Annotated in this window: 15 protein-coding genes; 10 read left to right on the top strand and 5 right to left on the bottom strand. The window is 36.9% G+C overall.

Annotated elements, in window-relative coordinates:
* Positions 1 to 66: 66 nt before the first annotated feature.
* Positions 67 to 711, top strand: a complete 645-nt coding sequence (locus tag BR72_RS14945) for a YrrS family protein (protein WP_035434158.1) — start codon at positions 67 to 69, stop codon at positions 709 to 711.
* A gap of 32 nt (positions 712 to 743) precedes the next feature.
* Here the strand turns inward: BR72_RS14945 and BR72_RS14940 are convergent, their stop codons facing one another.
* A complete protein-coding gene (locus BR72_RS14940) occupies positions 744 to 959 on the bottom strand; it encodes a YrzA family protein (RefSeq protein ID WP_020060864.1) in 216 nt (71 codons plus the stop codon).
* Between the two features lie 137 nt (positions 960 to 1,096).
* Here BR72_RS14940 and BR72_RS14935 point away from each other — a divergent pair, with 137 nt between their 5' ends.
* From BR72_RS14935 to BR72_RS14910, 6 genes are all read left to right on the top strand, one after another.
* Positions 1,097 to 1,735: a class I SAM-dependent DNA methyltransferase gene (locus BR72_RS14935; protein WP_035434155.1), complete on the top strand. Its 639-nt coding sequence runs from the start codon at positions 1,097 to 1,099 to the stop codon at positions 1,733 to 1,735.
* A 14-nt stretch (positions 1,736 to 1,749) separates the two neighbouring features.
* Positions 1,750 to 2,445, top strand: a complete 696-nt coding sequence (gene mtnN / locus BR72_RS14930; RefSeq protein ID WP_035434153.1) for a 5'-methylthioadenosine/S-adenosylhomocysteine nucleosidase — start codon at positions 1,750 to 1,752, stop codon at positions 2,443 to 2,445.
* A gap of 85 nt (positions 2,446 to 2,530) precedes the next feature.
* Positions 2,531 to 3,454, top strand: coding sequence for an O-acetylserine dependent cystathionine beta-synthase (locus BR72_RS14925; RefSeq protein ID WP_035434151.1), 924 nt, complete (start codon positions 2,531 to 2,533; stop codon positions 3,452 to 3,454).
* A 1-nt stretch (position 3,455) separates the two neighbouring features.
* Complete coding sequence (locus tag BR72_RS14920; protein WP_035434149.1) at positions 3,456 to 4,589, top strand: bifunctional cystathionine gamma-lyase/homocysteine desulfhydrase; 1,134 nt, start codon at positions 3,456 to 3,458, stop codon at positions 4,587 to 4,589.
* Between the two features lie 482 nt (positions 4,590 to 5,071).
* On the top strand, positions 5,072 to 7,675 hold the full coding sequence (gene adhE / locus BR72_RS14915) for a bifunctional acetaldehyde-CoA/alcohol dehydrogenase (protein ID WP_035434147.1): 2,604 nt from the start codon (positions 5,072 to 5,074) through the stop codon (positions 7,673 to 7,675).
* Positions 7,676 to 7,983: 308 nt separating this feature from the next.
* Positions 7,984 to 8,220 carry a YrhC family protein gene (locus BR72_RS14910; protein ID WP_035434145.1) on the top strand — a complete coding sequence of 79 codons (237 nt, stop codon included), beginning with the start codon at positions 7,984 to 7,986 and terminating at the stop codon, positions 8,218 to 8,220.
* Between the two features lie 13 nt (positions 8,221 to 8,233).
* Here the strand turns inward: BR72_RS14910 and BR72_RS14905 are convergent, their stop codons facing one another.
* Positions 8,234 to 9,004 (bottom strand): HAD family hydrolase, encoded by a 771-nt coding sequence (locus BR72_RS14905; RefSeq protein ID WP_035434144.1) that lies wholly within the window; start codon positions 9,002 to 9,004, stop codon positions 8,234 to 8,236.
* Between the two features lie 59 nt (positions 9,005 to 9,063).
* Here BR72_RS14905 and BR72_RS14900 point away from each other — a divergent pair, with 59 nt between their 5' ends.
* Together BR72_RS14900 and BR72_RS14895 are read left to right on the top strand one after the other, a co-directional pair.
* Positions 9,064 to 10,119 (top strand): LacI family DNA-binding transcriptional regulator, encoded by a 1,056-nt coding sequence (locus tag BR72_RS14900; protein WP_081904900.1) that lies wholly within the window; start codon positions 9,064 to 9,066, stop codon positions 10,117 to 10,119.
* Positions 10,088 to 10,603 carry a GNAT family N-acetyltransferase gene (locus tag BR72_RS14895; protein WP_035434142.1) on the top strand — a complete coding sequence of 172 codons (516 nt, stop codon included), beginning with the start codon at positions 10,088 to 10,090 and terminating at the stop codon, positions 10,601 to 10,603. Before BR72_RS14900 ends, BR72_RS14895 begins: the two co-directional genes overlap by 32 nt.
* A 58-nt stretch (positions 10,604 to 10,661) precedes the next feature.
* On the opposite strand, the gene BR72_RS14890 is transcribed toward BR72_RS14895, so the two are convergent.
* Positions 10,662 to 11,207 (bottom strand): helix-turn-helix domain-containing protein, encoded by a 546-nt coding sequence (locus BR72_RS14890; protein WP_035434140.1) that lies wholly within the window; start codon positions 11,205 to 11,207, stop codon positions 10,662 to 10,664.
* 155 nt (positions 11,208 to 11,362) lie between these two features.
* On the opposite strand from BR72_RS14890, the gene BR72_RS14885 reads away from it, so the two are divergent.
* Positions 11,363 to 11,767, top strand: coding sequence for a DoxX family protein (locus BR72_RS14885; RefSeq protein WP_035434139.1), 405 nt, complete (start codon positions 11,363 to 11,365; stop codon positions 11,765 to 11,767).
* An 81-nt stretch (positions 11,768 to 11,848) separates the two neighbouring features.
* On the opposite strand, the gene BR72_RS14880 is transcribed toward BR72_RS14885, so the two are convergent.
* Together BR72_RS14880 and BR72_RS14875 are read right to left on the bottom strand one after the other, a co-directional pair.
* A complete protein-coding gene (locus tag BR72_RS14880) occupies positions 11,849 to 12,160 on the bottom strand; it encodes a 4a-hydroxytetrahydrobiopterin dehydratase (protein WP_035434200.1) in 312 nt (103 codons plus the stop codon).
* Positions 12,141 to 13,895, bottom strand: coding sequence for an aromatic amino acid hydroxylase (locus tag BR72_RS14875; RefSeq protein ID WP_035434137.1), 1,755 nt, complete (start codon positions 13,893 to 13,895; stop codon positions 12,141 to 12,143). Before BR72_RS14875 ends, BR72_RS14880 begins: the two co-directional genes overlap by 20 nt.
* Positions 13,896 to 14,479 lie beyond the last annotated feature (584 nt).

The following is a 14,479-nucleotide window of genomic DNA, read 5'->3' as shown; positions in this document are numbered from 1 at the left end:
TCCTTCAACCTTTTTGCATTTGATGTTACAATAACAAGTATGAAAATTGTCATGGAGGTTTGAGTAATGGCAGGAGGAACTAGATTTCAAAAAAAACAACAAAGGCGTCGCCAAAATGGTGTATTGAATATTGCAATTGGTATCGTGCTATTAGCGGTAGTAATTGTAGCATATCAATTATTCTTTACTTCTGATAATACAGAGCAGGCTGCTTCTAGTGATAAAAAAGTAACGCAGCAAACTGAGAAAGAAAAAGAAGCCGCGAAAAAGAATGAAAAAGAAGAAGCTGCTAAGAAGAAAGAAGAAGCGAAAGTAGCGGAAGAAAAGAAAAAAGAAGAAGAAGCTAAGAAGAAAGCGGAAGAAGAAGAGAAGGCAAAAGAGAACGAAAAAGTATCCGCAGAGAAAACAATTGCACAAGCGAAAGAAGCATATACAAAACCAGCTTGGAAACCAGTTGGTACTGAGCAAGGACAATCACCAGCAATGACGTTTAAGCAAGGAACATCAGACTGGAATGAAATGAGAAAAGCGATTGCGTATGCAATTGATATCCCAGAAGATCAGTTGGTAATTCAACGTATTGGAAATAACGGAAAACAGAAAGCATACGGTAACGTACGAGATAAACAAACAGGAAACAAATATTATGTAAATATTGATTGGGTAGAGAATGAGGGCTGGAAACCAACGCTTGTTCAAACCCTGAACTAAAAAGGAGAGAGGTCATAGAGCCTCTCTCTTTTTTAGCGCAATTTTTTCAATTTAAAGTGAACAACAGCGCTATAATATGGTCGTTTGCTTTCGGGATCCATCATCATTTGATGTGAAACGTGATGTACTTCTAGCATAAGTGCCTTATTATTATCAATTTGTTCATTGATTTTCTTTTCTAGCAATGCTAAGCTAGCTGCCTCAAAAAACTCAACTTTATCTTCTATCATTTCGAATGTAAACGACATGAGGAACACCTCTTTCTGCATGTTCATAGTATAGTTTATCAAAGAAAACTGAGAAATACCATGTGCATTTTTGTTGACTTTTTAACGGATAAGGAATATTATACTGATAAATCCGATAAGAAAAAGGGGAATTTTCTATGGGAACAGAATTTAATGAACTATTTGATCAATGGGCTCATACGTACGATTCTTTCGTACAGGGTGAAGATATACAATATAAAGAAGTTTTCGCTCATTATGAGGAGATTTTAGAGGATGTAGTAAATAAATCTTTTGGTAATGTTTTAGAATTTGGCGTTGGTACTGGTAATTTAACAAATAGATTATTAACTGCTGGTCGTGCTGTTCACGGTATAGAGCCATCAAAAGAAATGCGTACAATTGCTAAGCAAAAGCTTCCGAAAGAAGTATCGATTACAGAAGGTGATTTCTTGAACTTTGTCACTCCTTCGCATGTGGATACAATCGTTAGCACATATGCTTTTCATCACCTAGTTGATGAAGAAAAAAATGTAGCGATTGCGAAGTATGGTCAACTGCTAAATAAAGGTGGTAAAATAGTGTTTGCTGACACGATATTTGTAAATCAGGAAGCATATGATAAAACTGTTGAATATGCGCAACAGCGAGGATTTCATGAGTTAGCAAATGATTTACAAACGGAATATTATACGCGTATTCCAGTCATGCAATCTATTTTTGAAAATAATGGCTTTCACGTCACCTTTACTCGTATGAATCATTATGTTTGGGTAATGGAGGCGACGAAGCAATAGAAAGAGGGATTAGATTGAGAATTGCTGTAATTGGAGCAATGGAAGAAGAAGTACGTATTTTACGTGACAAGTTAGAACAAGCAGAAACAGAAACAGTTGCGGGTTGTGAATTTACGAAAGGTACATTAGCAGGACATGAAGTAATCTTGTTGAAATCTGGTATCGGTAAAGTAAATGCAGCAATGTCCACGACAATTTTATTAGAACGTTATCAGCCGGAAAAAATTATTAATACAGGTTCAGCTGGTGGGTTCCATCATTCTTTAAATGTAGGCGATGTTGTCATTTCAACAGAAGTTCGTCATCATGACGTAGATGTAACAGCATTTAACTATGAATACGGTCAAGTACCAGGAATGCCAGCAGGATTTCCAGCAGATGAAGAACTAGTTGCATTAGCTGAAAAATGTATGCAAACAGCAGAAGGAATTCAAGTTGTTAAAGGTATGATTGCAACAGGAGATTCTTTCATGAGCGACTCAAACCGCGTTGCATTTATTCGTGAGAAGTTTACTGATCTGTATGCAGTAGAAATGGAAGCGGCAGCAGTTGCACAAGTATGTTATCAATATAAAGTGCCATTTGTTATTATTCGTGCACTTTCTGATATTGCTGGTAAAGAATCGGATGTTTCGTTTGAGCAGTTTTTAGATCAAGCAGCTCTTCATTCCACAAACTTTATTGTAAACGTATTAGAAGAATTAAAGTAATGTAGCAAAAAGGCAACTGTTTCATATATAGATAATACATACAGTTGCTTTTTTCTTTTAAGGGGTTAGGTGAGGAGGAAATACGATGAAAGTGTATCGCAGTGTTCACGACCTAATCGGACATACACCGCTCGTTGAGATTACGCGCTTTTTACTCCCGGAAGGTGTTCGGATTTTTGCAAAGCTTGAATTTTTCAATCCAGGTGGAAGTGTGAAAGATCGATTAGGACGAGAATTAATTAAGGATGCTCTTGCCAAAGGGCTTGTAAAGCCAGGGGGAACCGTTATTGAACCGACTGCTGGCAATACAGGAATCGGACTGGCACTGGCAGCAATTGAACATGATTTGCATGTTATCGTTTGCGTTCCAGAAAAATTTAGTATTGAAAAACAAGAACTTATGAAAGCTCTTGGGGCAACAATTGTTCATACACCAACGTCACAAGGAATGACAGGTGCTATTGTAAAAGCAGAAGAACTTTTAAAAGAAATTCCAAATTCGTATTCTCCATGTCAATTTGCAAATGAAGCAAATCCACGTGCATACTATAAAACATTAGGGCCTGAACTGTGGGAGGCACTAGATGGACATATTGATATATTTGTCGCTGGTGCTGGAACCGGCGGAACCTTTATGGGGACAGCGTCATATTTGAAAGAGCAAAATCAACAAATTAAAACAGTCATTGTTGAACCAGAAGGCTCTATTTTAAATGGTGGCGAAGCTGGTTCTCATGAGACAGAAGGAATTGGGCTTGAGTTTATACCACCATTTCTTAATCCAACATATTTTGATGATATTCATACGATTTCGGATCGTGATGCTTTTTCTCTTGTGAAACAACTGGCGCAAAAAGAAGGGCTCCTCGTTGGCAGTTCTTCGGGGGCAGCACTACATGCAAGCTTATTAGAAGCTGAGAAAGCAAAGCCAGGAACAAACATTGTAACAATTTTCCCAGATAGCAGCGAACGCTATTTGAGTAAGAACATATACAAAGGATGGGAATAAAATGAGAACAAAAACAAAGTTAATTCATGGTATTCATATCGGAGAACCCTTAACTGGATCGGTAACGGTACCGATTTATCAAACGAGTACGTACAAACAAGAAGGGGTAGGAAATCATAAAGGGTATGAATATTCACGTACTGGAAATCCGACTCGTTCAGCTCTTGAAGAAACAATTGCTGTTCTTGAAAATGCTCATGCAGGATTTGCATTTGGATCAGGTATGGCAGCAATTACAGCAGTAATGATGCTTTTCTCTAAAGGAGATCACGTTGTTTTTACGGATGATGTATACGGTGGAACGTACCGCATCATGTCGAAAGTATTAAATCGCTTTGGTATTGAACATACATTTGTTGATACAACAAACTTAGAAGAAGTAAAAGAAGCGATTCTTCCAAATACAAAGGCTATCTATATTGAAACACCGACAAATCCGCTTTTAAAAATTACGGATATGAAACAAATTGCAGCACTTGCTAAAGAACGAGGCTTATTAACAATTGTTGATAATACATTTATGACACCGTATTGGCAAACACCAATTTCACTTGGTGCAGATATTGTCCTTCATAGTGCAACAAAATATTTAGGCGGTCATAGTGATGTTGTTGCTGGGGTAGTAGCTGTAAATAACGCAGAGTTAGCAGAAGATCTTCACTTTGTACAAAACTCAACAGGTGGTATTTTAGGACCACAAGATAGCTTTTTATTACTACGTGGTTTAAAAACATTAGGAGTGCGTATGGAAGAGCATGAAGTAAATGCTCGTGCAATTGCTGAGTTTTTACAAAATCATCCGAAAGTAAATAAAGTGTATTATCCAGGACTTAGCACTCACCATAACCATGACTTAGCAGCAGAACAAGCAAATGGCTTCGGTGCAATTATTTCATTTGATGTAGATAGTCAAGAAACATTAAACACTATACTTGAAAAAGTACAATATTTTACACTTGCTGAAAGTTTAGGAGCAGTAGAAAGCTTAATTTCTATTCCTTCGCAAATGACACATGCTTCTATTCCAGCAGAGCGCCGTGCGGAACTAGGAATTACAGATACATTAATTCGTATTTCAGTTGGAATTGAAGACGGAGAAGATTTAATTGAAGATTTAGCACGAGCGTTAGCATAAGGGAACAAGCACTATATGTATATAAGTTAACAAACGACATAAAAACCTTTTTCTTTTTATAGGAGGATGAGAGCATCTGGCCGTGCATAGGAGCGGTCAGGGCCTTTTCCTACAACATGCCATGATTTTAAACAAAAGAGCAAGCAAGTGAAAGTGATGGTATAATCTGGATTCCGTGGTTTATATGTTGAAACATTAAACCAGATTTATATAGAAGTAGTGTTTGTTATTCTATTTTTCAAGCTTTGTAATGCGACCTTTTAAGTTTGTGAAACTTTTCACAAATTAGACACACACATATATAAATATCTAGTGTATAGTAAAAATATAAAGAGAGATGCTTCACACATAATCATGTGAAACATTTCACAAATAATAAAAAATTCATGTAGAAAAGGTAGTTCTATTTTTTTAAGCTAATAGGGACATATTTGGACCCCAAGGGACTTTATGAGTCCAACAGCAGAATAGGAGGAAATTACATGGTAGTCAAAGAGAAAGTTGTAAATGAAATGCAAGAAGTTACAGGAATGATTGAGACGTTAGTAAAGAAAGGTCAAAAAGCTTTACATGCATTAGAAGGTTTTACACAGGAACAAATTGATAAAATTGTACATGAAATGGCACTTGCGGGTGTGGATCAACATATGCCGCTTGCGAAAATGGCTGTTGAAGAAACGGGCCGCGGTGTGTATGAGGATAAATGTATTAAAAATATTTTCGCAACTGAATATATTTGGAATAGTATAAAAAATGATAAAACAGTGGGGATTATTCGTGAGGATCCACATGAGGAAGTAATAGAAATTGCAGAGCCGGTCGGTGTAGTTGCTGGGGTAACGCCAGTAACAAATCCAACATCAACAACGATGTTTAAAGCAATTATTGCGATAAAAACGAGAAACCCAATTATTTTTGCATTCCACCCTTCAGCGCAGCAATGTTCTATCGCAGCTGCAAAAACAGTGTACGATGCTGCAGTGAAAGCTGGTGCACCAGAGAACTGTATTCAATGGGTTGAAAAGCCTTCTGTTGAGGCAACAAAACAATTAATGAATCATGAAGGTGTAGCGCTTGTTTTAGCAACTGGAGGAGCAGGCATGGTGAAATCAGCATATTCTACTGGTAAACCAGCTCTAGGAGTAGGACCAGGTAACGTTCCATGCTATATGGAAAAATCAGCGAACGTGAAACGTGCTGTAAATGATGTGATTTTATCGAAAACGTTTGATAACGGTATGATTTGTGCTTCTGAACAAGCGATTATTGTGGACAAAGAAATCTATAATGATGTGAAACAAGAAATGATCGCAAATAATTGTTACTTTGTGACAGAAGAGGAACGAAAAAAATTAGAGAAGCTTGTTATTAATGAGAATACATGTGCAGTAAATAGTGATATTGTTGGGAAATCCGCACATTACATTGCAGCATTAGCAGGGATTACAGTGCCTGAAGATACAAAGATGATTGTAGCTGAAATTAAAGGAGTCGGTGCAGCTTATCCGTTATCTCGTGAAAAATTAAGTCCAGTATTAGCTTGTATAAAAGCGAGTTCATTAGAAGATGGATTACAGCATTGTGAAAATATGTTAGAGCTTGGCGGATTAGGGCATTCTGCTGTCATTCATTCTACAAATAAAGAAGTACAAAAACAGTTTGGACTACGTATGAAAGCATGTCGTCTTATTATAAATGCTCCGTCAGCACAAGGCGGAATTGGTGATATATATAACGCTTTCATTCCATCGCTTACACTTGGATGCGGATCATACGGAAAGAACTCTGTTTCTCAAAACGTAACGGCAACACATTTAATGAACGTAAAGAGACTTGCAAATAGAAAAAAGAATATGCAGTGGTTCAAGTTGCCGCCAAAAATTTATTTTGAAAAACACGCTACGCAATATTTAGCAAGTATGCCGAACATTTCACGCGCATTCATTGTAACAGATCCTGGAATGGTGCAGCTTGGGTATATTGATGTAGTGACGCATTATTTAGCTCAACATAGAAATGATGTAAAAGTAGAAATATTCTCTGAAGTAGAACCAGATCCGTCAGATGAAACTGTATTTAAAGGTGCAGAAATGATGAGAAGCTTCAAACCGGACGTTATTATTGCTCTTGGTGGCGGATCAGCGATGGATGCAGCAAAAGGAATGTGGCTATTTTATGAGCACCCAGAAACAGAATTCTTTGGTATAAAACAAAAGTTTTTAGATATTAGAAAACGTACATGTAAATATCCAAAACTAGGAGATAAGGCGCAGTTTGTTGCGATTCCGACAACATCTGGAACAGGTTCAGAAGTGACACCATTTGCGGTTATTACAGATAAAAAGAACAATATTAAATATCCGCTCGCTGATTATGAATTAACACCAGATGTTGCTATTGTGGATCCACAGTTTGTTATGACAGTACCGCCACATATCACTGCTGACACAGGAATGGATGTTTTAACACATGCAATTGAAGCGTACGTATCGATTATGGCAAATGATTATACAGATGGATTAGCTTTAAAAGCAATGGATCTTGTGTTTAAATATTTACCGCGTGCATATAAAGATGGCAATGATGAAGAGGCTCGTGAAAAAATGCATAATGCATCAGCAATGGCTGGTATGGCATTTGCAAATGCATTTCTTGGTATTAACCATAGCTTAGCACATAAATTGGGACCGGAATTCCATATTCCGCACGGACGTGCAAATGCCATTTTAATGCCGCATGTCATTCGCTATAATGCAATCAAACCAAGAAAACATGCACTATTCCCAAAATATGAGCACTTTATTGCAGATGAGCGCTATGCACATATTGCAAGAATGCTTGGACTTCCAGCACGTACAGTGGAAGAAGGAGTAGAATCATTAGTACAAGCTATTATCGCTCTTGGAAAAGAATTAAATATTAATATGAGCATTGCTGGCCAAGGTGTTGAAAAAGAAGCATTTGAATCGGTTGTTGGTGTACTTTCTGAACGCGCATTTGAAGATCAATGTACAACAGCAAATCCGAAATTACCGCTTATTTCAGAATTAAAAGAAGTGTATATGCAAGCATATAAAGGTGTGTAAATTAGAAAGAGCCGTACTGATTACGGCTCTTTTTTTGATTTTTCAACATGTAAGTCACTGCTATGCAGAACAAAAAGTGACTGCTACTTGCTTTCTCTCTTTGTTTTAAACCTCGCATGTGGCAGGAAAAGGCTTTGACCGTCTCTATGCATGGCTAGATATTCTCGCCCTCCTCTAAAAAGAAAAGTGTTTTTATCCCATCTTTTCAATTTGTATATATCATGGAAAACTTCTCCCTCATTGGCTGCATTTACTTGCCTACGAAACGATGAAAATATGATACAGTGAAAAGGAGGAGTGAGTAAATAATGAAAGAATTACAGCAAAAAATTGCTGATTATATTCGTTTCGGTCAAGTCATGTTAGCGCTAAGTGCATTTTTAATGCTCGGTTTATTACTCCCAAATGGACAAAAAGAAGCGGTGCAAATGTTTGCCATGATGGGTGTGATTGCTGCTTTTTTAGGCGGTTCATTTTATTTTTTCTATCGTGCAAGAGTGCTGCGTGACAAATTAGAGGAGAACAAGCATGAACAGCCACTATAAATAGAAACGTTACTTAAAGAGTGTCTTTGAGTAACGTTTTTTTAGTTAACACTTGAATGTCAGTGTAAGCTGTAATGATAAAATCAGCATACGGTGTTAATTCTTCTATTGCATGCTCGTGATTGGCAATTCCTACAGCAATACTGCCTGCCTCTTTAGCCATTTTTACATCCACAACAGTGTCCCCGATCATAATGAGTTCATTTGTCTCAATGCCAAGTTGTGCGCATGTTTTTATAATCATCTCTGGGTTTGGTTTTCCGTACGTCACATCTTCTGGAGTAAGCAGAAAATGTAGTGGTGGCACGCCAAGAAGTTCGATACATTTTTTTGTTCGTGATTTATTGTCTGATGTTAAAACACCTGCATAAATGCCTTCGCTTTGCAAGGAACTTATACAATCTGCTGCTCCCTCAATTGGATGAAAAGCATTTGCGATGCATAGCTCTTCATCGCTTTCTTTAAAAATAGCAGCGGCAAGTTCTTTACAGTGATGCCATGGGTATTTTGTAATTTGATATAACAAGCTCGCGGTAACAATGATTTCATCCTCTTCAGGGGCCACTGCTAATAGTCCTTTAAAATCAACTTGATCAGGATGGACGAAACCAACTGCTTTTTCCCAAAGTGACTCGTATCCATCGCCGACAATTTGTGAAAATTTATCTTTTCTTAGTCTATCAATTTCATGCCAAAACGGGATAGCCTGAAATAACGTACCGTCCTTATCGAAAGCAACGGCCTTTGCATGAATGATTTCTCCTAAAATTTGAATTTTTCCCATATTTAAGGTCACTCCATTTATAATAGATATATAACTTACTATATACTGTACATTCTGAAATGCGTTACAGGTCAAGGGGGAGATTCAAAATTTCTACAATTGAAGATATCGCTAAATTAGCTGGGGTTTCGAAAGCGACCGTTTCTCGTGTAATTAATCATCATCCGTATGTTCGAACAGAATTAAGAGAAAGAGTGCAAGCGATTATTGATGAAAAAAATTATGTCCCTGTAGCGGTAGCAAAAGATTTACGACGCCTTCAAACGAATTTAATAGGTGTAGTAGTACCGAATTTATACCATCCATTCTTTAGTCAATTCATTCAAGAAGTAAGTAATATTTTAAAAGAAGATTGTTATGACGTTGTGATATTACAATCAAATTATGTACCAGAGAGGGAAAGAGAATTTATCCATTACGTAAGAACGAAGAAGCTAGATGGGCTTATTTTTGCGACACTTTCTTTGCCCATAGAGGAGATCGAATGTGTAAGTACTTCAGGTGCGATTGTTATATGTAATGAGCATGTAGAAACAGAATTGGTATCAACAGTTCAATTTGATGAAGAACGGGCAGGGTATTTAGGAACAAAGCATCTTTTAGAAAAAGGATATACACGCATTGGATTTTGTTACGATACATTAAAAAGTAAGGCGCAACGAAAAAGGTATAAAGGATATAAAAGAGCTTTATGTGAGCAACATCTATCATTGCGACAGGAATGGATATTTCCTAATTGTTATGGATTAAAGGATGGGAAACGGGTGATACAAATAATGCAATCTATGAAAAATGCTCCCGATGCGGTTTTTACAGGTAGTGACGAAATAGCTGCCGGAATGATTATGGAAGCGCAGCGAATGGGAATTTGCATCCCAAAAGATTTTGGTGTGATTGGATTTGATAATCAGGAGCTGTCGATGATGATGAATCCTAATATAACGACTATTTCCACCTCAATTGCAAGTATGGCAAGGCATTCTATTATTCTATTGCATAAACAATCACAAGGTGAACATTTGCAACAGATACAATTACCTATTTCCGTTATAGAAAGAGAATCGACAAGAAGGGAGGGAGGACATGTTTCATACAGACCGTTTACAGTTTCGTAAATATACAATGGATGACTTAAATTTTTACGCTTCTTTATGGGGGAACAATCAAGTAATTCGTTACATTGGGAAAGGGACTCCAAAAACGTATGAACAATGTAAAAAAAATCTTGAGAGCTGGGTCTTGCCTGGATACGAACGTGGACTTGGTTTATTTTTAATGTTACATAGGGAAACGGGAGAACCAATGGGACATGCGGGACTTGTTAAGCAACGCGTTGATGGAAAAGAAGAGATTGAAGTTGGCTATTGGCTACTGCCAAAGTATTGGGGAAACGGATTTGCGAAAGAAGCGGCAGCGGCATTTCGAGATTATAGCTTTCAAGTATTAAAGCTTCAGAAACTTATTTCTCTTATAAATCCGAATCACCCAGCTTCTATTTTTGTTGCAAGAAAGACAGGGATGGTTTATGAGAAGACTGTTGTATTCCATGATATGGATGTTCTCGTTTATTCAATAAGAAGAGCAGGGATAGGAGAATAATAACCTGCTCTTTTTATTCTATAAAGAAAGCACTGCAAACAAATTTGTTCACAATGCTTCAATATACATGCTTTCGATTTTCAGTATGGCTTGAAATAAGAAGAAGTGCAGCTTCATCACCAATATTACGAACGATATGAGGTACACATGCGCTCCAAGAAAACGAATCTCCTTCTTCTACGATGGCAATATCTTCTCCATGTTGTACTTCTAATTTTCCGCGCAAAACAAGATGGCATTCTTCACCTTCATGAGCATTCGGTGTGTTTTCTATCGGAAAGCCGGCAGGAATTTCTACTAATGATAAACACAGTCCGCCCTGCTCGGCCACATGTTCAATTTTTTGTTGATCTTTTCCGTAAATACTATATTTCCGTTCTTCTTTTTTTACAATTTTCATCCGATCTTTTTGCTCTAACAATAAATAAGGAAGAGGAACATTAAAAAAATGAGCGATTGTTTCAAGAGTAAGAATAGATGGAGATGTTTTATTGTTTTCCACTTGACTCATAAATCCTTTAGAAAGCCCTGTTCCCTCACATATTTGTGCAATTGTAATTCCTCTGCGCTGGCGAATTTCCCGTATTGTCGAACCGATATTCATAAAAATCGTGCTCCTTTTTAATAACAGATAGTTGTATCATAGCAAATCTTTTTTATTTTTTCTCAATAAAAATCAATTGACGGTTAAAAAAATTTAGTGTATGTTTTGTAATGATAATAAAAGTTTTGTATTACAAAACAAAAAGGAGAGAAAAGATGAATCAATATATTGGTAATTTAATAATTCGAGTTGTATTAGGAATAATATTTTTTGCTCATGGTTTAAAGAAATTCCAAGCAGGAATCGATAATATTGCAGGTTGGTTTACAAGTATTGGTTTACCAGGTGGTCTTGCATATGGCGTTGCGACGGTAGAGGTAGTTGGCGGTGCGTTATTAATTATCGGTTTAGGTGTGAGATATGTAGGATTATTATTTGCACTTATTTTAGTTGGAGCAATTGTAAAAGTGAACGGACCATTTGGCTTATTAGGGGATGGAAAGCATTCAGGATATGAGTTAGACTTAGCGTTATTAACAATGGGTTTGTATTTATTTGTTGTAAAAGCAGAAGGGTTTGTAGATCGGTTTTTAAAAGATACGATTTTGAAAAAAGGTTAATTTATATAAATGTAAAACCTCCTATAAGTTTTGATATATGAAAGGAACCAGCAGAAAAGTTTCTGGCTGGTTCCTTGAAAATTATCTTATAATCGCTTTTTCGTTCTGTAAAAACATCTCATCAAATTGCTTTGCCATTTCAAAATCAAGTGTTGTTAATCCTTTGGCATTCCACGATGATAACGTAATAATTACCGCTTTATATTGGATCAAGATAAACGGATGATGATTGCGTTCTTCTGATAGTTTGGCCGCTTCAGAAACAAATTCGACACCTTTTAAATAGTCCGAGAACATGTATTTTCGTTCAATCCATTTTTCGTCCTTTATTGTCCATTTACCGAGCTTCATTAACTCTTCTTGTACTTCTTCATTAGTTAGTCTTTGCATTATTTGTCCCATCCTTTAATGGAATTAAGGCAAGGCCGTTATTGATTAAGCGCTGCACGGCTTCATTATTTGTAAAAGAGGAAAGTTCTTGTAATAATGCTCTGCGTTCTGGGATCTCCACTTTATGACTCGCTAATAACTCTAAAATTTCAATGCGCAGTAACCATTCTTTTTTATAAAATCGTTCTAGTACGTGATAAATCGCGATAAGTTGTTCTATGTGCTGTTCATGTAGTGAACTTTCATCCCGAATGTTGCGAACTGTTTCGTACATGTTTTCTAGTTCGGATTGAATACGCGGTGCAGGTGTTGTTTCTTCTTGGTCATCCATCTGGAAGAATGCTGCTGGATCTGCTGCCCCGGGGAATACAGAAGTAATAGCTGAACCAACTGCCATGTCAAATGTACCCCATGATGTATTAAATAATAAGCGGTCCTTCAGCATTACAGTACAGTTTGTAAACGAAATAACAGCGACTTTTTCCTTATTTCTAATTATATCGCTTACTGTTCCTGTTACGTGTACACCACTTTTAAAAGTAAGCTCAGCCTTATTATCGATAACGATTCCTAATGCGTGTAATTCTTCATCCGTACAAGATTCTAATGCGAGATCATTTTGTAATAAGCCAATTGGTGTACCGAAGCCGTCTTGATGTACTACTGTGGAATGATTTTGTAATTGCGCATGGTGAATTGCTAATGCAGTAGGACTATTTGTTTTCATATAAATTGCTTCGCCGTTTTCATCTTTTACAATTTCAGCGAGCGTGCCTGTCATTTGTAATCCGCTATTTAGCTCGACTGTTGCTATATTTTCGGAGCGCAGTGCTTTATCTAAACTTTTTGTACCGCCTAATTGGAATGCCATTGTTTCTGAGAATGCTTCAAGTGAATCGATAAGCTCCTCAAACGACTGACAAACAAACAGTTGCGGTTGCATTTTCGTTACATCGTAAGTTGTTTGAATACATGCTTCAGTAGAGAAAGGTACTTTTTCAACTGCATCGGTTAAACAGTGCTTACTTTCACCAACAGAGGAAAGGAGACCTGCACCGTAAATTTTCGGGTTTTGTAGATCGCCAATGAGCCCGTATTCTACTGTCCACCAAAATAGGCGTGAAATTTGTTCTGCCTCTGACAGACCGGAAATATGTTTTTGCTTTTCTGCTATTTCATTTTCTGCTGCTATAATTTCTTCTGGTGTAGATGTGCGGCTTTCTTTTACAATCGTTAATTGGCGAACCGCTTCAAATAATTCGTGTTCCTCTTTTGTAGAGAAGGCTCTTGCTCCAATCTTCCCAAACAATTTCACGTACTTTGCATATGTAGGATCGAGTAAAATCGGGGCGTGACCAGCTGCTTCGTGAACGATATCTGGAGCTGGTGTATATTCAATATTTTCCACTTTGCGAATATCTGTCGCAATAGGAAGAAGTCCGTGTCCTTGGAAATCAAAGAATGCCACGCCAGGAATCAATCCGTCAATTGTAACCGCGCCCCAACCACTCGGTGCTAAACAATCATTCATTTCTTCAACCTTTGGAATGGCATCTATGTTAATCCCGGAAGATTGCAATCCGTTTACATAAGCTGGATGTGCAACGTCTTTTAAAAAGTTATGATTTTGTCTCATAATGTAGCGCCATACAGCGTGATCAATTGGTGTGTATTGATCGTAATGCTGCTTTGATACATACGGTTTTAAATGTGATGGAATTTCTGTTTTTTTTGTCATATATACATCCTCCTTCTAAGTGAAAAAAAATAAGATGTTACATGTTGTACACGCATCGCTCCTTTTAAAATAATGTAAGCGCTTCTAATTTTATCATAAGATTCCGAATTGTTTAACATTTCTTTTAGTACGATTAGAAAAAATTGCAGTACTAACCTACTTGTATTTTTTTAGGTGAACGTGATAAAGATTTGTTTTTTATAAATTTTGCATACTCTTCGTTTGAGTAGTGAAATGCTATAAGAAAAAGGTAGGGGATAATTGTGGCAATGGAGCAAGAGATATTACCATTATGAATACACGGGGCAACAATCTTTTTAATGTTGTCTTCTATCATATCTTTCGAGAGGACTCCCACCTCTAAACATATGTGAAGGTGGTGAGGTGAATCGAAAAAATATTTTATTTTCAAGTAAATAAATAGAAACGTACGTTCTTGTTTTGGTATAATACCCTTAACAAGGAGGTGAAAAAATGACAACGGAAAATCAAATACATTATAAAACTCTTCAGATTTGGATTAAAAAAGGACATCGTATGTATTCTTATTTTCAAGAATCTTGCCAAAACGCTAAAAATATGTA

The organism is Bacillus sp. UNC322MFChir4.1 (genome assembly GCF_000746135.1).
Taxonomy (GTDB): domain Bacteria; phylum Bacillota; class Bacilli; order Bacillales; family Bacillaceae_G; genus Bacillus_A.
Note: the sequence above shows the minus strand (reverse complement) of the source record. Positions and strands in the feature narration are given on the sequence as shown.